The organism is Pseudomonas sp. PA15(2017), assembly GCF_001945395.1.
In the GTDB taxonomy this organism is placed as follows: domain Bacteria; phylum Pseudomonadota; class Gammaproteobacteria; order Pseudomonadales; family Pseudomonadaceae; genus Aquipseudomonas.
On the sequence record NZ_MSXV01000054.1, the window covers coordinates 1 to 18,364 of the forward strand.

The window sequence follows — 18,364 nt, forward strand, 5'->3', positions numbered from 1 at the left end:
CTGCTTTGCCCGCGACCTTCGCCCTGGATATAACCCATAAACGACAATGCCCCTATCAACCGATAGAGGCATTGTCTTCAACTCACCCTCGGACTGCTAGGTTTTCACACAGTCTGTATAGGCGCCCTTGTCGTTTCAGTGATGGCCCGGTGTGTCGGGCTTGTCGAGGGTTTCGAACAAGGCGATCTGCAGGCGGGTGTGCACGCGGACGAACCAGCGCCACAGCACGGCTACCACCCCGGCTGCGACCACGCCGACCAGCAGCAGCATGTCGTTGGACGGCAGGATGCTCGACGACAGCGCGGTGAGCAGCACCATGATGCCGACCAGCGACAGCAGCGGAATCACCTCGGAAATTACCTTGCGCACCCGCGCTGTGTGGCGGCCGGCCTTCTCCTGGCGCACGCCCATTTCGGCGAGCAGCATGGAAAGTGCCTTGATCTTGCGGTAAGCAGCGATCAGGCATGGCAGCGAGAGAATCAGCGCGGCGCCCCAGATCACCGCCTTGCGCAGGTTTTCCTGGTCGATCCACTCGGCCAGCCAAGCACCGATCTGCGCGGCGAAGAAGGCGATACCCAGGAAGATCGCCACCACGAAGGCCAGGTTGACCAGCACCTGCAGAACGATCTTGCGGATCAGGCCGGCCAGCACCGCGCCCTGCCCCTGCGGCTGGATGCTGCGCAGCCACTCACCGTACAGCGAGAACACCCGCGACACGCGCTGCGGCATCACGTTGCCAAGGCTCACCGCCAGCGGGTCGGCGGCGCGGATAAGGTAGGGGGTGGTCAGGGTGGTGATCACCGACACGGCCACCGCCACCGGGTACAGGAAGTCGCTGGTCACCTGCAGGGTCATGCCCAGGGTGGCGATGATGAACGAGAACTCGCCGATCTGGGACAGGCCCATGCCGACCCGCAGGGAGGTGCGCCCGTCATTGCCGGCGATGAACGAGCCGACGCTGCACGACAGCACCTTGCCGACGATCACCGCCACGGTGATCACTGCGATCGGCCAGGCGTATTCGATCAGCACGTTGGGGTCGAGCAGCAGGCCGATGGCGACGAAGAAGATTGCGCTGAACATGTCGCGTACCGGCTCGATCAGGCGCTCGATCTGCAGCAGTTGGCGCGACTCGGCCATGATTGCACCGATCAGGAAGGCGCCCAGTACCATGCTGTATTCCAGCTTGACCACCAGCAGGCAGAAGCCGAAGCACATGCCCAGCACCGCCACCAGGAGCATCTCGTTGCTTTCGAACTTGGCCACGTAGGCCAGGATACGCGGCACCAGGATGATGCCAATGACCAACGCGACGATCATGAACAGCGACAGCTTGCCGACGGTGGCGAACACTTCACCGGTCTCGACCGTGCCGCTCAGGGCTATACCGGACAGCAGCGCGATGATGCCGATGCCGAGGATGTCCTCGACGATCAGTACGCCAAAGATCAGCTGCGCGAAGCGCTCGTTCTTCATCTTCAGGTCGCCCAGCGCCTTGATGATGATGGTGGTCGAGGAAATCGCCAGGATCGCGCCGAGGAACAGCGAGTCCATGGTGCTCCAGCCGAAGTAGCGACCGATCTCGAAACCGATCCAGATCATCAGGATGATTTCCAGGAACGCGGCGATGAACGCCGTGGCACCGACGTTGAACAGCTTGCGCAGGCTGAACTCCAGCCCCAGGCAGAACATCAGGAAAATCACCCCCAACTCGGCCAGGGTGCGGATGGTCTCCTCATCGTGGATCAGGCCGAACGGCGGCGTGTGCGGGCCGATCAGGAAGCCGGCGAGGATGTAGCCAAGCACCACCGGTTGCTTGAAGCGGTGGAACAGCACGGTAACCATGCCGGCTACCAGCATGATCACCGCTAGATCCTGGATGAAGCTGATGGCATGCATGAGGAAACGGCTCCTTGTTTTGGGCAGACACGAACGCGCTCGGGCGGTTGCTCGATGGCGCATTGGAGCCTGCTGGAATGGGGAAGATCGGCCCATTTGCTGGGCCACATTGACCGCAGGTTAACACTCGCGCCCAACGCGTCGCGGCGTGGAAATATTCAGAAATATTTGCTGCAAAGCGCGAGGTGGTGCGTGTTACAGCGGCACCCGGAAAAGACGTCGAGCATCCCGTCGAGGTCACCTGCCGGAGGTAACCGCGACGTGCATGCCGCGCTCCCGATCAGCGTATCGGCGCTTGCGCCTCGGCACTGACCTTCAGGTAGCTGCCTGCCACACTGATACCCGCGCCCCCATATTCCTGGCAGCGCTGGTCGATGACTTCCAGCACCTGGATATCCAGACCTTCATGCAGCAGCTCGACGGCGCAGCCGCTGGGCAGATCCTCCGATGCCAACTGAAAGTAGGCTTTCTCGCCCTGCAGCGCGCCCTGCAGGTTACCGATGGCCGCCGGGCCGTATTCTTCCACCTTCAAGCCTGCACGCAGGGGTGAGAAAACCGCCTGAAAGCGGCCATCCGGCTGGCGGCTGATGTCCAGGCTGCTCCATACCGCCGCGCCGGCATAGCGCAGATAGCGGCCTTCGATGCTTTCGCCAAGGGCCTGATAGTCCACGGCGTTGGCCACCGAGCGCAGGTTGTTACGCGTGGCGGTGCCCTGCATGCCATCGGCCAGGGCGACGTTCAGCCAGGCGCGGGCCTGGCCGGGCTGCTCGAGACGCAGGCTGGTCACCACCAGGTTGTTCAACGCCAGCTCACGGGCTGCGAGGCTGTCCGAACCCTGCTGCTCGGCACGCCGCAGCTGTCGCTCGAAGGCTTCGCCGGCATCGTCGTAGCGGCCGGCCTGATAGGCCGCGGTGCCGGCTGCGTTGCACAGGCTTACGCTGTCGCAAGGCTGGGGGGCGGCCTGGGCAATGCCGGCGAACAGTGGCAGCAGGGCCAGGCAGATAACGGAGCGCGTCATGGGATCGTCCTGAAGGAGTGAGAGACTATGGCTCTAGGAGTGAAATGTCGGTACATACGTTGCAGCAATCGAGCGCATAGACACAATCGACCAGCCAACGCCGCGCAGACGGCCGACAATCACGCCCCGTCCACCTGATGAGCGAGACCTTATGGAACCCGGCAACGCGCAACTGACGATGACCGTCCTGATGACCCCGGACATGGCCAACTTTTCCGGCAATGTACACGGCGGCACTCTGCTCAAGTACCTCGACGAAGTGGCCTACGCCTGCGCCAGCCGCTATGCCGGGCGCTACGTGGTCACCCTGTCGGTGGATCAGGTGACCTTCCGCGAGCCGGTACACGTCGGTGAGCTGGTGACCTTCCTGGCCTCGGTCAACTACACCGGCCGCACCTCCATGGAGGTGGGCATCAAGGTGATCACCGAAAACATCCGCGAACGCTCGGTGCGCCACACCAACAGTTGCTTCTTCACCATGGTGGCGGTCGACGAAAACGGCAAATCCACCGAAGTGCCGCCCCGTCAACCGGAGAGCACTGAGGAGCGCCGACGTTTCGAGCAGGGCCGTCAACGCCGGGAGATCCGCCAGGAACTGGAAAACCGTTACCGCGCGCTCAAAGGCGACGGATGACGCGGCTTGCGGCATCGAACAGATGACCAGACATATTTTGTATAAAGACCTTTTAGTTATAAGTAATATTTTAATATAAAATATCGGTCTTTATGGTCGGGCAATCCGACCCTGGCCGTTACGCTGTTCTGCGCGGTATCCGCTGCTGCGCAGGCATGCCAGGCCCTCTTCACCAAGGAGACCGCATGCCGCATCACACCCCCTTGATTGCGACGATCGCTGCCGGCTTCGTGCTGGCCTACCTGTTCGGCAGCCTGGCCAACCGCCTGCGCCTGTCGCCACTGGTAGGCTACCTGCTGGCTGGCGTGATCGTCGGCCCCTTCACTCCCGGCTTCGTTGCCGACAAGGAGCTGTCCCACGAAATCTCCGAGATCGGCGTGATCCTGCTGATGTTCGGCGTGGGCCTGCACTTCTCCCTCAAAGACCTGATGTCGGTCAAACACATCGCCATCCCCGGCGCCGTGGTACAGATCGCCGTCGCCACGTTGATGGGCATGGGCCTGTCCTGGGCGATGGGCTGGGGCTGGGGTGCCGGCCTGGTGTTCGGCCTGGCGCTGTCGGTGGCCAGTACCGTGGTGCTGCTGCGCGCCCTGGAAGAGCGCCAGCTGATCGATACCCGCCGCGGCAAGATCGCCGTCGGCTGGCTGATCGTCGAGGACCTGGTGATGGTCCTGGCCCTGGTGCTCCTGCCGGCGCTGTCCGGTGTGCTCGGCGGCATTCCCCAGGGCGACGGTTCCAGCAGCATCGGCATGCAGTTGCTGATCACCCTCGGCAAGGTCAGCGCCTTCGTGGTGCTGATGATCGTGGTCGGCCGCCGGGTCATTCCCTGGCTGCTGGAGCGCAGCGCCGGCACCGGTTCGCGCGAGCTGTTCACCCTCGCCGTGCTGGCCATCGCCATGGGCATCGCCTACGGCTCGGCGCAGCTGTTCGGGGTGTCCTTCGCCCTCGGCGCATTCTTCGCCGGGATGATCCTCAACGAATCGGAGTACAGCCACAAGGCTGCCGAAGATTCGCTGCCGCTGCGCGACGCCTTCGCGGTGCTGTTCTTCGTTTCGGTGGGCATGCTGTTCAACCCGGCGATCCTGCTCGAGCAGCCGTTGCTGGTCATCGGCACCTTCCTGGTCATCGTGCTCGGCAAGTCGCTGGCGGCGATGCTCATCGTGTTGGCCTTCCGCAAACCGCTGAGCACCGCGCTGACCATCTCGGTGAGCCTGGCGCAGATCGGCGAATTCTCGTTCATCCTCATCGGCCTGGGCATCGGCCTGAATCTGGTACCGGAAGCGGCGCGTGACCTGGTGCTGGCCGGCGCGATCCTGTCGATCCTCTGCAACCCGCTGCTGTTCCTGGTCATCGACCGCCTGCAGCCGTGGCTGGACCGCCGCGAGAACACCACGCCAGCCGACCAGGTCACCGTGGAGCCGGACGAAGACCACGACCTGCACCCGATCACCGAGACCGGCCACGCCATCCTCATCGGCCATGGCCGGGTGGGCAGCCGCATCAGCCGGCGCCTGCGCGAGGAAGGCGTGCCGCTGGTGATCATCGACGACAACCGCACCCGCGCCCAGGAGCTGCGCGAGGAAGGCTTCAGTGTGGTGCTTGGCAACGCCGCCAGCACCCATGTGCTGGAGCTGGCCAACGTCACGTCGGCGCGCTGGCTGATGATCGCCATCCCCAACAGCCTGGAAGCCGGGCAAATCGCCATTCACGGCCGCCAGGCCAATGCCGATCTGGACATCATCGCCCGTGCTCACTTCGATGATGAAGTCGACTATCTGCAGACCCACGAAGCCGATCTGGTGGTGATGGGCGAGCGGGAAATCGCCCGGGTGATGTTCGAGCGTCTCGGCCTCCAGGCGCCCGCGCCGGTTACCCCGCTGCCGGTCATCCCGCCCGGCCTGGCGGGCTGACGCCCAGGCGACCCGACACCCGATTCATGGCGGCAACTGTCACCGTGGATCGGGTAAGCTGGGCGCTCCTCGTCACGAGTTTGCCTGCCATGCTGACCCTCGGCAACCTGTTCATCCTGATGCTGCTCGCTGCCGGCGCTGCCTGGCTGTGGCACGGCCACGGCATTCGCGAGCGCGCGCTGATACGGGTCAAGCAGCATTGCGCCAAGCTGGATATCGAGCTGCTCGATGGCAACGTGGCCTTCCAGCGCTTCGGGGTCGTCCGTGATGGCAGCGGCAATCGCCGCTTCGCGCGGATCTACGGCTTCGAATTCACGGTAACCGGCGAGCAGCGTCATGCCGGGCGTATCGTGATGTTCGGTGCCCATGTGGGTACTATCGAGCTCGACCCCTACCCGTTTCGTGAGCCGCCAGAGGCCTTGCCACCGGTAGCCGAAACGCCGCCGGCACCAGCGCCGCGCAAGACCGGCCAGGTGATCGAACTGCAACAATGGCGCCGCGATCACCCCGCTTCGCGCGACTAATTGGCCTGGCCCCTGTGCTATCGTCGGCCGCCCACCTGCCTGGCTGACCCGCATTGATGTCTTCCCGCTCCCTGCGCATCGCCCTGCTGACCGCCCTGTTGCTGGCCGGCCTGTGCCTGAGCGCCTACCTGGCCGAGCGTCAGGCCGAGCGCCAGCGCCTGCAGGAGGCCGGGCAACAGGCGCAGGAGCAACTGGCCGCCTACGCCGGCACACTGCAGACGCTGATCGACCGCTATCGCGCCCTGCCCGCCGTGCTGGCGCTCGACCCGGAACTCGTGGAAGCGCTGCAAAGCCCACTCACCCCGGTGCTACAACATCGCCTGAACATCAAGCTCGAAGCCATCAATGCCGCCGCGCACTCTTCCACGTTGCAGGTAATGAACGCCGACGGCCTGGGCGTCGCGGCCAGCAACTGGCGCCTGCCGACCAGTTACGTCGGCCACGACTACAGCTTTCGCCCCTACTTCAGCGAAGCCCGCGAGCACGACACCGGGCGTTTCTACGCGGTGGGCGTGACCAGCGGCATTCCCGGCTATTTCCTCTCCCACGCGGTGCGCGACAGCCCCGGGCGCTTCCTCGGCACCGTGGTGGTCAAGCTGGAGTTTCCCGGCATCGAGCAGGCCTGGAGCCAGAGCCCCCATGTGTTGCTGGTCAGCGATCGCCAGGGCATCACCTTCATCGCCAACCGTCCGGCATGGCGCTACCGCGAGCTACAGCCGATTGCCGCGCCGGTGCGCGAGACTCTCGCCGCCACCCGCCAGTACGACAAGAAGCCGCTGGCACCACTGAGCTATCACCAGCGCCAAGCCCTGGGCGATGACGGTCGCCTGGTGCGCATCGTCAACCGCGAACTGGCCGGTGATTACCTGTGGGAAACCCGTGAACTGGCCAGCGAGGGCTGGACCCTGCATCTGCTACGCGATACCCGCAGCCTCGCCGGCAGCAGCTACACCGCAGCTCTGGCCGCAGGCGGCACCTGGCTGGCGCTGTTCCTGCTGGGCCTGGTGCTGCACCAGCGCTGGCGCATGGCCCGCCTGCGCCAGCGTACCGCCGATGAGCTGCAGGCACTGGTCGAACAGCGCACCGCAGCCTTGCGTACTGCCCAGGACGGCCTGGTCCAGGCCGCCAAGCTGGCAGCGCTGGGGCAGATGTCGGCAGCCCTGGCCCACGAGATCAACCAGCCGCTCACCGCCCTTCAGGTCCATCTCGGCACCCTGCGCATGATCCTCGCCGACGGCGAACTGGAAGAAGCGCGCCAGTCGTTGGTGCGCCATGAGGAACTGCTGCAGCGTATGGCCGCCCTGGCCGGCCACCTGAAAACCTACGCCCGCAAAAGCCCCGGCGGCCTGCGCGAAACCCTGGAGCTGGGCGCCGTGCTCGACAAGGCCCTGCAGTTGCTGGAGCCGCGCCTGCGAGACGTGGCGGTGCAGATCCAGCGCACGCCCGAGCAGCCGGCCTGGGTCGCCGGTGATGCCATCCGCCTGGAGCAGGTGCTGGTCAACCTGATCCGTAATGCGCTGGATGCCATGCTGGACTGCCCGGCGCCGCGCCTGAGCCTGGAACTCACGCTCGATGGCGATCACTGGCTGCTGCATGTCGACGACACCGGCAGCGGTATCGCCGCCGAGGCCCTGCCGCAGCTGTTCGATCCTTTCTTCACCACCAAACCGGTGGGCGACGGCCTGGGCCTTGGCCTGGCGGTGTCCTACGCCATCGTCCGTGAACTGGACGGCGACCTGCAGGCCGCCAATCGCGCCGAGGGCGGCGCGCGGTTCACCCTGCGCCTGCCTGCCGCCACCGCCCCTCAGGAGCTACCATGAAACCCAGCGTGATATTCGTCGACGACGAGGCGCCGATCCGCGACGCCGTGCGCCAGTGGCTGGAGCGCTCCGGCTTCGAGGTGCACCTGTGCGCCAGCGGCCGCGAATGCCTGGAGCAGCTGCCCAGGGATTACCCCGGCGTGGTGGTCAGCGACCTGCGCATGCCAGGCATGGACGGCATGGCGCTGCTCGAACAGGTGCAGGCCCGCGACCCCGAATTGCCCTTCCTATTGGTCTCGGCCCACGGCGACGTGCCCCAGGCCGTGGAAGCCATGCGCCTGGGCGCGTATGACTTTATCGAGAAACCCTTCACCCCGGAACGCCTGCTCGGCAGCTTGCGTCGTGCTCTGGAGAAACGCCAGCTGACCCAGGAGAACCGTCAGCTGCGCCAGCAGGTCGAGCACAAGGACGAACTGGCCGGGCGCCTGCTCGGCTCCTCCGCCACCATGGTGCAGTTGCGTCGCCAGGTGCTGGAGCTGGCACAAACGCCGGCCAACGCGCTGATGCGTGGTGAGACCGGTAGTGGCAAGGAGCTGGTCGCTCGCTGCCTGCACGACTTCGGCCCGCGCGCCAAGGGCCCCTTCGTGGCGCTCAACTGTGCGGCCATCCCGGAGAACCTGTTCGAGAGCGAGCTGTTCGGCCACGAAAGCGGCGCTTTTACGGGTGCTCAGGGCAAGCGCATCGGCAAGATCGAACACGCCAACGGCGGCACGTTGTTTCTCGACGAAATCGAAAGCATGCCCCTGGGCCAGCAGGTCAAGCTGCTGCGCGTGCTGCAGGAGCGCCAGCTGGAACGGCTCGGCTCCAACCAGGTAATCAGCCTCGATTTGCGGGTGGTCACCGCCACCAAGCCGGACCTGCACGAGCGGGTGCGCGAGGGCACCTTTCGCCAGGACCTGCTCTACCGCCTCAACGTCGCCGAGCTGCAACTGCCCGCGCTGCGCGAGCATCGCGAGGACGTGCCGCTGCTGTTCGAGTACCACGCCCGGCAGATCGCCGAGCGCTTCGCGCGGCCACTGCCGCCAGTCACGCCCGCACTGCTGGCCCAGCTGCTGGCCCATGACTGGCCGGGCAACGTTCGCGAATTGGTCAACGCCGCCGAGCGCCACGTACTGGCGCTGCCCGCCTCGGCCAGCCAATCGGCCGCTGTGGATAACTCCCTCAGTGCACGCATGGAGGCCTTCGAGGCGCAGTGCCTGCGCGAGGCCCTGGCGAGCTGCCACGGCGATATGAAACTGGTGACCGAACTGCTGCAACTGCCGCGCCGCACCCTCAACGAAAAGATGCAGCGCCACGGCCTGCTACGCACCGATTTTCTCGACAGCGAGCAGCAACCTGCCGGCTGATCCGCGCCTGGCAATTTTCCGCAAGCACCCGAGCCGGGCTGGCGGATTTTCGCTAGCAAAACCTCCATCCATCTCGTCGAAAGCCCCGTATCAGGGGCTTTTCGCACTCTGGCACAGCCCCTGCAACAGGCCCTGCCAGCGCCGTCTGCGGCGTACAAGAATAATGACGAGATCGAGGTTCCCCGATGGAAAGCTCCAGCACGCTGTCTGCCTCTGCGCCCACGCGCACCACATCCCAACGCGTCAAATCGATTTTCAGCGGTTCGGTCGGCAACCTGGTCGAATGGTACGACTGGTACGTCTACGCCGCCTTTTCCCTGTACTTCGCCAAAGCCTTCTTCCCGCAGGGCGACCTGACTGCCCAGTTGCTCAACACCGCCGCGATCTTCGCCGTGGGCTTCCTGATGCGCCCGATCGGCGGCTGGCTGATGGGCATCTACGCCGACCGCAAGGGCCGCAAGGCGGCGCTGTTGGCCTCGGTGCTGCTGATGTGCTTCGGTTCGCTGATCATCGCCCTAACGCCCAGTTATGAAACCATCGGCGTCGCCGCGCCCGTGTTGCTGGTGGTCGCCCGCTTGCTGCAGGGCCTGTCGGTCGGCGGCGAATACGGCACCTCGGCCACCTACCTCTCGGAGATGGCCACCAAGGAACGCCGCGGCTTCTTTTCCAGCTTCCAGTACGTGACGCTGATCTCCGGCCAGCTCATCGCCCTGGCGGTACTGATCATCCTGCAGCAGACCCTGACCGTCGAACAGCTGGAAACCTGGGGCTGGCGCGTGCCGTTCGTGATCGGTGCGCTGTGCGCGGTAGTGGCCATGTACCTGCGTCGCGGCATGGAGGAAACCGACTCGTTCAAGAAGACCGATGCGCCGAAGGAAAACATCATGCGCACCCTGCTGCGCCATCCCAAGGAGCTGCTCACCGTGGTCGGCCTGACCATGGGCGGCACTCTGGCCTTCTATACCTACACCACCTACATGCAGAAGTACCTGGTCAACACCGTAGGCATGAGCAAGAACGACTCGACCATGATTTCGGCGGCCACGTTGTTCCTGTTCATGCTGCTACAACCACTGGTCGGTGCGCTGTCCGACAAGATCGGCCGCCGCCCGATCCTGATCGCCTTCGGCGTACTGGGCACGCTGTTCACCTACCCGATCCTGACCACCCTGCACACGGTGCAGAGCTGGTGGGGCGCGTTCTTCCTGATCATGGCAGCGTTGATCATCGTCAGCGGCTACACCTCGATCAACGCGGTGGTAAAGGCCGAGCTGTTTCCCACCGAGATCCGCGCTCTGGGCGTCGGCCTGCCGTACGCGTTGACCGTGTCGATCTTCGGCGGCACCGCCGAGTACGTGGCGCTGTGGTTCAAGAGCGTGGGCATGGAGAGTGGCTTCTACTGGTACGTGACCGGCTGCATCGCCTGCTCGCTGCTGGTGTACATCACCATGAAAGACACCCGCACCCACTCGCGGATCACCACCGACTAAACCAGCCAGGCCGGGCGCCCTAGACGGCGCCCTTCTAGAACCTGTTGACGATCTATCGGCTCGGCATCAGCGCTTTGGCTGCGAAGCGGCGCAAGCGGCCGTTCCCCGATCCACTGTGGGAGCGCGCCATGCGCGCGAAAAATCGCGGGCATGGCCCGCTCCCACAGGTACTGCATCAATGGCTGCTATTGCCTTGTAGCAGACGCTTTATGCCGGCTAAAAAGATCGCCAACAGATCCTTACAGCCGGCAGGCCGCCATACCGGTCCGCAGCGTCGCCTCGTCCTGAGGGCCGGCGAAGATCAACTCCAGCCGCGAATCCTTGCGCCATTCGCTGTTCTGCCAGTGTAGCGCCTGGCCTTCCAGGGCATTGATCGACAGCCAGCCTGCATTGGTCTGTAGCACCAGCTTGGCGCGCCGCCAGGGCAACCTTGCCAGCCATTGCTGGGTGGTCAGCAGGTCGAAGCGCTGGCTCGGATGCCAGCGCCAGCCGATGCTCCAACCTTCGGGCTGATCCTGGATCAGGCAGATCGGCTCGTCGGCGCTGCGCCAAATCATGGATGGTGAACGTGGACCATCGGGCAACACACCACCCGCACTCGCCGCGCGGGCTTCGGCCCGGGGCAGTTGCTCGAACGGCAGGCGGCCCTGGCTGGTCCAGTACGGCGCCAGTGGCAGTTCGGCCGTCAGGCGCACACGGCTGGCATCGTCCAACCCCTCGCTTTTGTTCAACACCAACAACCGCGCATGGGCCAATGCCTCACGCTGGCTTTCTGCCAGCGGCTCACCGGCAGCCAGTGCCGCGGCGTCGAGCACCATCAGCAAAGGCTGCACGGCCAGCACGCCGTCCCAGGGCTCTTGGCCAAGCTGTTCGAGCAGGCTCAGCGGGTGACCGAGCCCGGACGGTTCGATGAACAGCCGATCCGGTGTGGCCTTGCGCAGCAGCCGGCCCAGGCCGACCTGGAACGGCACACCGTTGACGCAGCACAGGCAGCCACCGGCCACCTCGCTGAAACTCAGGCCATCTTCGTCGCGGGCCAACAGGGCGGCGTCCAGGCCGATCTGCCCGAACTCGTTGATCAGCACCGCCCAGCGCTCATCGGCAGGGCGCTGCGCCAGCAGCTGATGGATCAGGCTGGTCTTGCCGGCGCCCAGTGGGCCGGCGATCAGGTGGGTGGGGATCTGGTTCATCATGGCACTATGGTGAAGGCTCCGTGACCTTAGTAAAAGCCTGGCTTGCGCTGATCGAGCGGCCCACCTAAAGTCGCCGCATCTCTGATGGAGTCGTTACGATGCGCCGTTTGCTGCCCCTGCTGTTGTGTGGTTTGTCCGGTCTGGCCTGGGGCGAAGCCTGCGTGGTGCATAGCCAGGCCGAGCGGCTGGACGTGAAAGTCTGCCAGCAGAACCGCAGCATTCCGCCGAACCTGTTCCGCACCGGTTTCTGCCAGCCGCAGCTCAAGGGCCAGCAGGTCGACGTCAGCTTCGTCGAACAGTGCCCGGTCGGCGCCTTTGGCGTGTGCCGCAACGCCCGCGTCGGCGGTACGCCGTACCAGCAGGACATCCATTATTACGGCGTGGCCGAAGACGCCGCCTACCTCAAGCCGTTCTGCGAAAGCCAAAGCAAAGGCGTGTGGATGGCCTACTAGGGTCTGTTCCCATTTCACGCACGGCCGCGCCGGAGCCAGTTTTTGTGCGAGGCAAGGGCCGCGCCCGCTCCAGGCGGGCTTGCGGCATTTCCCACATCCATGTGGGGCACACAGATGCGAAGTTTGGCGGGCCAAATGAGCCATCGAGTAACGCCGCATCGCACAAAAACTGGCCCGGCCCTTCGGGTGGGGGCGCCTAGGTTGCGCGGAAAATGGCCTCCGCTGTCGTTGCAGGACTTGGCAAGGGAAAACGCGGACGGCTAGTCCATTCCCTGCGTCCTGCGCCTAACCGGAGGCCATTTCTCGCTGCAACGCGGCTCGCGCTGAAACGGGAACAGACCCTAGGGTCTGTTCACAATCTTTAAACCCAGGTTCGCCGATTTTGGCAGCCAATCGGCAGGGCGGTCATCGGCGCAGTACCTGTGGGAGCGGGCGGGGACGCCTATTCCATGCCCGTGATTTTTCGCGGGCATGGCCCGCTCCCACAATGGGTCGGCGAAATGCCGCTTGTGCCTTGCAGCAGCCGCTTCATGCACAGACAGATCGTGAACAGGTTCTAAGCCGTCATTCAATCGTCATCTCTATCAGCGTAAATACAGTCTCTCTTGGCTACCGGACAGGCCCGGTGGCGGTGTTGCTGCGCCCAGGCGCAGCATTTTTTTGTCCGCGATTCAGGCCAGCCAGTCCAGGGTCAGCAGCAGGCGACGCTCACCGGCTGGCAAGGTCGGCGAGCGATGGATCAGCCCGCGCCCGTCGTTGCCCTCCCAGCGCTCGCCCTTGACCAAAGCTACATGGCCACAGCCGATCTGCTCGACCACTGCGCCCTCCCTGGGCAACGCCTGCGTACCGCCCAATAGCTGGCGCGGCAGATCGCCTTCGGCCAGCCACTGGCTACCAGGGCCGGCGTAGCTGGTGATCAGCCGTAGCGGCACATGGTCGACGTGAAAGCGCGGGCACATGGCGCCATCCAGCGCACGCAGGCGCAGGCCGATACGCCGCGCATCGAGCAGGCAGGCATAGGCGCGCACCAGCCAGGCCACGTCCGCCAGGAAAGCCGCCTGGCCAGGCAGATCGCTGTAGCCGCTGAGCAGCCCGTGCAACGCCGGCTCGGCTTCCGGATCGGCCAGCTCGATGCTCAACGATTCGGCCAGCGGCTCTCTCTGAGCCAGCAAGGTGCCGGCGAATGCGGCGAGGTGTTCGGGCAGCCAGCGCTGCCAGACCGCCAGGTTGACGTCATCACGCAAGGCTTCACCCAGCACGTCGATGCGCTCGCTGCTGACCTGTTGCGGCACCGGCCTGATCTTGAGTGCCAGCATCAGGCGGCCTCCTGCCAGGGGCCGAACGGATCGGGCAGGCGCAGCCAGTTCTCGGTGCCGGCGGCCATTTCCGCATCGCTGAGCAGACAATCGTCCAATTCGGCATGCAGCCGGGCAAAGTCGATGTGCTGGCCGATGAATACCAGCTCCTGACGGCAATCACCGCTGACTTTGTCCCACTGGCGAATGATGCCCTTGAGCGCGTCCTCGTCCTGGGGCCACTGGCTCTTCGGCACGAAGCGCCACCAGCGCCCGGCCAGGCCATGACGCATCAGGCCGCCGGCCTGAGACCAGCTGCCCGCCTCCTGATACTTGCTGGCCAGCCAGAAGAAGCCCTTGGAACGCAGCAACCGGCCATTGGTCCATTCGCGGCTGAGAAATTCAAAGAAACGCTGCGGGTGGAACGGCCGCCGTGCCCGGTAGGCACTGGAGGCGATGCCGTATTCCTCGGTTTCCGGCACGTGCTCGCCACGCAGCTCCTTGAGCCAGCCAGGCGACTCGGCGGCGCGCTCGAAGTCGAACAGGCCGGTATCGAGAATGGCACCCAGGGGCACCGCCCCCATGCTCATCGGCACGATCCTGGCGCGGGTGTTGAGGCGGCGCAGGATGGCGGTCAGCTCTTCGCGCTCGGCCCGGCTGATCAGGTCGATCTTGCTGATCAGCAGCACGTCGGCGAATTCGACCTGCTCGATCAGCAGGTCGGTGATCGAGCGCTCGTCGCCCTCGCCCAAGGTTTCACCCCGGCTGGCGAGGGTTTGCGCGGCCTGGAAGTCGAGCAGAAAATTCACCCCATCGACCACCGTGACCAAGGTGTCCAGGCGTGCCAGGTCGGCCAGGCTCTGGCCCTGCTCGTCACGAAAGGTGAAGGTCTCGGCCACCGGCAGCGGCTCGGAGATGCCGGTGGACTCGATCAGCAGATAATCGAAGCGACCCTCACGAGCCAGCTTGCTGACCTCGTCGAGCAGGTCCTCGCGCAGGGTGCAGCAGATGCAGCCGTTGCTCATCTCGACCAGCTTCTCTTCGGCGCGGTTGAGGGTCACGCCCTTCTGCACCTCGCTGCCGTCGATGTTGATTTCACTCATGTCGTTGACGATAACGGCGACGCGCAGGCCGTCGCGGTTCTTCAGCACATGGTTGAGCAGGGTGCTCTTGCCGGCACCCAAAAAGCCGGAAAGCACGGTAACGGGAAGGCGGTCGGACATGGCGGGTTCCTCATCGGCATCAGGTTTTCACAGGTCACGTTGGTGGCGTTCGCGCTGTTCTTCGCGCTCTTTCGCCTCGATACACAGGGTGGCGGTAGGCCTCAGCAGTAGGCGCCGCAAACCGATCGGCTCGCCGGTTTCCCGGCACCAGCCGTACTCCCCACGGGCCAGGCGCTGGAGGGCCTGGTCGATCTTGTCGAGCAGCTTCTTCTCGCGCTCCAGCAGGCGCAGTTGCCACTGACGCTGCTCTTCGCGGCTGGCGATGTCGACTTCATCGGCGGGCCGTTCCTGCTCGCGCAACTCGCCGAACTCATCGGCGATGCGCTGCTGCAGCGCCTCGCGCTGGGAGGTCAGCAGGTCATGAAAAAACGCTTGCTGAGCATCGTTCAGGTAGGCCTCGGCAGGTTGGGCCAGCAATTCATCGGCAGTCATGGTGCGCTCACGGGCAATTCAATTGTTATAACATAACATTAAATACATTGTTGTCACGCTGATACGCCGAGGAAGCCGATGAACAGCCAGACCCTGCCGGATATCGCCGCACAACGCAGCGCCCATACCAACGTGCCGCTCGATTGGGTGGGCATGCGTGGCATCGCTCTGCCCGTGCTATTGGGCGAACAGCCAATCAATGCTCAGGTGGACGCCGGCGTCAGCCTGGATGACGGCCAGACGCGCGGTATCCATATGTCGCGTCTCTATCTGGCCTTGTCGGCATTGCAGGGCGAACCGCTGTCGCCCGCTTTGCTTCGCTCTGTGCTGGAAAACTTTCTGGTCAGCCACTACGGTCTGTCGCAATGCGCTTACTTGGGGTTGCGCGGCGATTGGCTGACTCTCCGTCCGGCGCTGATCAGCCCGCTTTCCGGTTACAAGGCCTACCCGTTGACGATCAGTGCTCGACTCGATCCCGCAGGTTTCCACCTGGAGCTGGGTCTGCAAGTGGCCTACTCATCGACCTGCCCCTGCTCGGCCGCCCTGGCCCGGCAGTTGATCCAGCAGCGCTTCATGCTGACTTCGCGGATCGCCCGCTGGATTTCGACGCCCTGCACGCCTGGCTTGGCAGCACCGGCATCGTCGCCACGCCCCACAGCTAACGCAGCGACGCACACATTCGCGTGCGCCTGCCCGACGAAACCGACGCCCTGCCCTTCCTGGCGCTGCTCGACGGCGCTGAAACCGCCCTCGGTACCGCCGTGCAGACCGCCGTCAAACGCGCCGATGAACAGGCCTTCGCCCTGGCCAACGGCCAGAACCTGATGTTCTGCGAAGATGCCGCCCGCCGCCTGCACCAGACGTTACTGACGATGCCGGACATCGCCGCCTTCCATATCCAGGTGACCCACGCCGAAAGCCTGCACGCCCACGATGCGGTGGCGTGCGTCAGCCACGGCTGGTGATGATGCCTGGCGGCGCCATGCCGATTTCGTCATCGCACCGGTGCACGTCTCTCAAGCCGCGCGTCATGCCCGACGTCACCCTGTAAGCCTGCGAAGGGCATATAGGCGCAGCGTCCATGAAGCGCATCGAGATGATCGATTCCCACACCAGCGGTGAGCCGACACGGCTGGCGATAAGCGGCTTCCCTGACCTGGGCAGGGCGCAGCGTGGCAGCGATGTACTGATCAGTGCCCTGCTCTGCGAGTCGGTCGATCCCTATGCCTGTGCCGGGGTGATCTTCTTCACATGGGTGCGGCCACGCGCTATCTGTTCGATTGGCCGCCAGCGGCTGCCTCCTCCACCCGCCATCCCGGCGCGAATCGACACCCTGATGAAGCTGGAAACACCGTCACAGAGCGGCTTACCTGGGAATCAGTCCTATTCTCACTGCCCCACAGGCTGCACACATCAAACGGTAACAAAGCGGGTAGTGCGGTAACGCTTTTGCGCTCTGAAGCACGTCAGAAAAAGTGCATAAAACCTTAAGTAATTGATAAATATAGATATTCTAAAACTGGCACAGGTTATGCTCTATCTCTCGTACAACAAAAATAACAAGACACATCTGATAACAAGAACAAGACAACGGCTCTAGCATAAGAAAGACAAAAACGCAGAGACGCAGCTAACTGATTTCTTTGGAGAGGACCGCCCTCGGGCTTGTACCGCAACCGGGTCGAGAACAATAAAACTGCTTTGCAAGGCAGCGACAGACGGGTTGGATCTCAGGATCACGGCAACATCAGCGTCCAAACAAATCCGTTCGCTCTTGGCCTCGCTTGGAGGCCTCGGCTAAAACAAGAACAACAGGCCGGTAGCACTAATAAGAACGATGATTCAAACAAGATTTGGGGGAGCTTCGGCTCCCCCTTCTGCTTTCTGGCTATCAGCTTTTCCTACCCTCCACGGCTACGGCCAGTTCCTCCCGCTTGAGTCGCTCAGTGGCAAGCCCTGCAGCAGCGCGCTTGGTGGTGATCGGCTGCCGTGACGCGCAAGTCTGCCAATAGCGCAGCGCTCGCCAGGGAATTACCGATCATTACTGGCGTTCACGCGGCGAATGGTGCCAGAACCGCTGGTTTTGCGAGATGGCCATGATGGTCTTGTTACGAGGGTGGAGCTTTAAGTCTTCAAGCCGAGGTTCCGCGACTTGGCAGCTAGGTGTGATCTCTCAGTAGGTTGTTCATCCGGGGCGTTCCCGGAATTCTGGAAGCGCGACCAACACAGCCTTCCAGGAGCCCCGGATGAACTTGCATAAACATGCCCGTCTTACCCCTCGAGGTCGAGCCCTTCTCGTGCAGGCATGCTCGATGGATTACGTGTCGAAGATGCAGCACAAGCCGCAGGAGTCAGTGTCCGCACCGCCTACAAATGGCTCAGGCGCTTTCGTGAGAAGGGCGAGGCCGGCCTGATGGATCGCTCGTCACGTCCGCATTCATGCCCTCATGAGACGGCAATCGACCTCATCGCACAACTGATTCAACTACGCCAATCTCGCCATACCTACCGACAGATCGCGCTGGCACTCGGCGTGGCCGTCAGTACCGTTGCGCGCCGTCTCAAACAAGCGGGCTTTCATCGGTTGGCCGAGCTGGAGCCCGCCCCTGCAGTGGTGCGCTACGAATATCCCAACGCCGGCGATCTCCTGCACCTGGACATCAAGAAGCTGGGCCGATTCTGGAGGCCAGGGCACCGAGTTACGGGGGATCGTCTGCAGGGCTCCTTTGGCGCCGGCTGGGAGTTCGTTCATGTAGCCATCGATGACGCGTCTCGGCTGGCCTTCACCAGCCTGCACCCAGATGAGCGCGGCAACAGCGCCTGTCGAGCCCTGCTGCAGGCGTTGCGCTACTACCGCGGGCTGGGCATCCGCTTCAAACGCGTCATGACAGACAATGGTGCCTGCTACCGCTCTCATTCTTTTCGGCGCTTATGTGCTCGGCTAGGGCTGAAACACATGCGCACTAAACCCTATACACCGCGCACGAACGGCAAAGCCGAACGTTTCATTCAAACGAGCCTACGTGAGTGGGCCTATGCACGCAGCTATGACAGCTCCGAACAACGAGCCAGGCATTTGCCAGCCTGGCTGCACCACTACAACTGGCACAGGCCGCACAGCAGTCTCA

The 18,364-nt window shown here is 63.8% G+C and carries 13 protein-coding genes and 3 pseudogenes; 10 read left to right on the forward strand and 6 right to left on the reverse strand.

All coding sequences use genetic code 11. From position 1 onward, the window contains the following. Nucleotides 1-135 precede the first annotated feature (135 nt). Together BVH03_RS19280 and BVH03_RS19285 are read right to left on the reverse strand one after the other, a co-directional pair. Nucleotides 136-1,899 (reverse strand): cation:proton antiporter, encoded by a 1,764-nt coding sequence (locus BVH03_RS19280; protein ID WP_075962693.1) that lies wholly within the window; start codon nt 1,897-1,899, stop codon nt 136-138. Nucleotides 1,900-2,179: 280 nt separating this feature from the next. Next, nucleotides 2,180-2,917, reverse strand: coding sequence for a tetratricopeptide repeat protein (locus tag BVH03_RS19285; protein WP_075962694.1), 738 nt, complete (start codon nt 2,915-2,917; stop codon nt 2,180-2,182). Between the two features lie 151 nt (nt 2,918-3,068). Here BVH03_RS19285 and BVH03_RS19290 point away from each other — a divergent pair, with 151 nt between their 5' ends. The 6 genes from BVH03_RS19290 to BVH03_RS19315 all read left to right on the forward strand — a co-directional run bounded on the left by BVH03_RS19290 (nt 3,069) and on the right by BVH03_RS19315 (nt 10,641). Beyond that, entirely contained in the window at nt 3,069-3,551 is a 483-nt protein-coding gene (locus tag BVH03_RS19290; RefSeq protein WP_075962695.1) for an acyl-CoA thioesterase, read from the forward strand. A gap of 185 nt (nt 3,552-3,736) precedes the next feature. Then, nucleotides 3,737-5,461 (forward strand): YbaL family putative K(+) efflux transporter, encoded by a 1,725-nt coding sequence (ybaL, locus tag BVH03_RS19295; RefSeq protein WP_075962696.1) that lies wholly within the window; start codon nt 3,737-3,739, stop codon nt 5,459-5,461. Between the two features lie 89 nt (nt 5,462-5,550). Beyond that, nucleotides 5,551-5,985: a DUF3301 domain-containing protein gene (locus tag BVH03_RS19300; protein WP_075962697.1), complete on the forward strand. Its 435-nt coding sequence runs from the start codon at nt 5,551-5,553 to the stop codon at nt 5,983-5,985. Between the two features lie 53 nt (nt 5,986-6,038). Next, nucleotides 6,039-7,805, forward strand: coding sequence for an ATP-binding protein (locus BVH03_RS19305; RefSeq protein ID WP_256574758.1), 1,767 nt, complete (start codon nt 6,039-6,041; stop codon nt 7,803-7,805). Continuing rightward, nucleotides 7,802-9,151 carry a sigma-54 dependent transcriptional regulator gene (locus BVH03_RS19310; RefSeq protein ID WP_075962699.1) on the forward strand — a complete coding sequence of 450 codons (1,350 nt, stop codon included), beginning with the start codon at nt 7,802-7,804 and terminating at the stop codon, nt 9,149-9,151. The genes BVH03_RS19305 and BVH03_RS19310 overlap by 4 nt, the downstream gene beginning before the upstream one ends. 185 nt (nt 9,152-9,336) lie before the next feature. Then, nucleotides 9,337-10,641: an MFS transporter gene (locus BVH03_RS19315; protein WP_075962700.1), complete on the forward strand. Its 1,305-nt coding sequence runs from the start codon at nt 9,337-9,339 to the stop codon at nt 10,639-10,641. A 239-nt stretch (nt 10,642-10,880) separates the two neighbouring features. On the opposite strand, the gene BVH03_RS19320 is transcribed toward BVH03_RS19315, so the two are convergent. Then, entirely contained in the window at nt 10,881-11,834 is a 954-nt protein-coding gene (locus BVH03_RS19320; protein ID WP_075962701.1) for a GTP-binding protein, read from the reverse strand. 98 nt (nt 11,835-11,932) lie between these two features. On the opposite strand from BVH03_RS19320, the gene BVH03_RS19325 reads away from it, so the two are divergent. Further along, nucleotides 11,933-12,286 carry an NADH:ubiquinone oxidoreductase gene (locus tag BVH03_RS19325; protein ID WP_075962702.1) on the forward strand — a complete coding sequence of 118 codons (354 nt, stop codon included), beginning with the start codon at nt 11,933-11,935 and terminating at the stop codon, nt 12,284-12,286. Between the two features lie 671 nt (nt 12,287-12,957). Here the strand turns inward: BVH03_RS19325 and BVH03_RS19330 are convergent. From BVH03_RS19330 to dksA, 3 genes are read right to left on the reverse strand one after another with little or no spacing between them, the layout of a single operon-like run. After that, complete coding sequence (locus BVH03_RS19330; protein WP_075962703.1) at nt 12,958-13,602, reverse strand: DUF1826 domain-containing protein; 645 nt, start codon at nt 13,600-13,602, stop codon at nt 12,958-12,960. Then, nucleotides 13,602-14,804: a zinc metallochaperone GTPase ZigA gene (gene zigA, locus BVH03_RS19335; protein ID WP_075962704.1), complete on the reverse strand. Its 1,203-nt coding sequence runs from the start codon at nt 14,802-14,804 to the stop codon at nt 13,602-13,604. Before zigA ends, BVH03_RS19330 begins: the two co-directional genes overlap by 1 nt. A gap of 27 nt (nt 14,805-14,831) precedes the next feature. After that, the gene (dksA, locus tag BVH03_RS19340) at nt 14,832-15,236 is read right to left on the reverse strand and encodes an RNA polymerase-binding protein DksA (RefSeq protein ID WP_075962705.1); all 405 of its coding nucleotides are present in this window, start codon (nt 15,234-15,236) and stop codon (nt 14,832-14,834) included. A 153-nt stretch (nt 15,237-15,389) separates the two neighbouring features. Between dksA and folE2 the strand changes: the two are divergent. The 3 pseudogenes from folE2 to BVH03_RS19350 all read left to right on the forward strand — a co-directional run. After that, a pseudogene (gene folE2 / locus BVH03_RS19345) lies at nt 15,390-16,201 on the forward strand (GTP cyclohydrolase FolE2). A 116-nt stretch (nt 16,202-16,317) separates the two neighbouring features. Further along, a pseudogene (locus tag BVH03_RS25730) lies at nt 16,318-16,521 on the forward strand (hydroxyproline-2-epimerase); the annotation flags it as partial. Between the two features lie 961 nt (nt 16,522-17,482). Then, nucleotides 17,483-18,364: pseudogene (locus tag BVH03_RS19350) on the forward strand (IS481 family transposase); the annotation flags it as partial.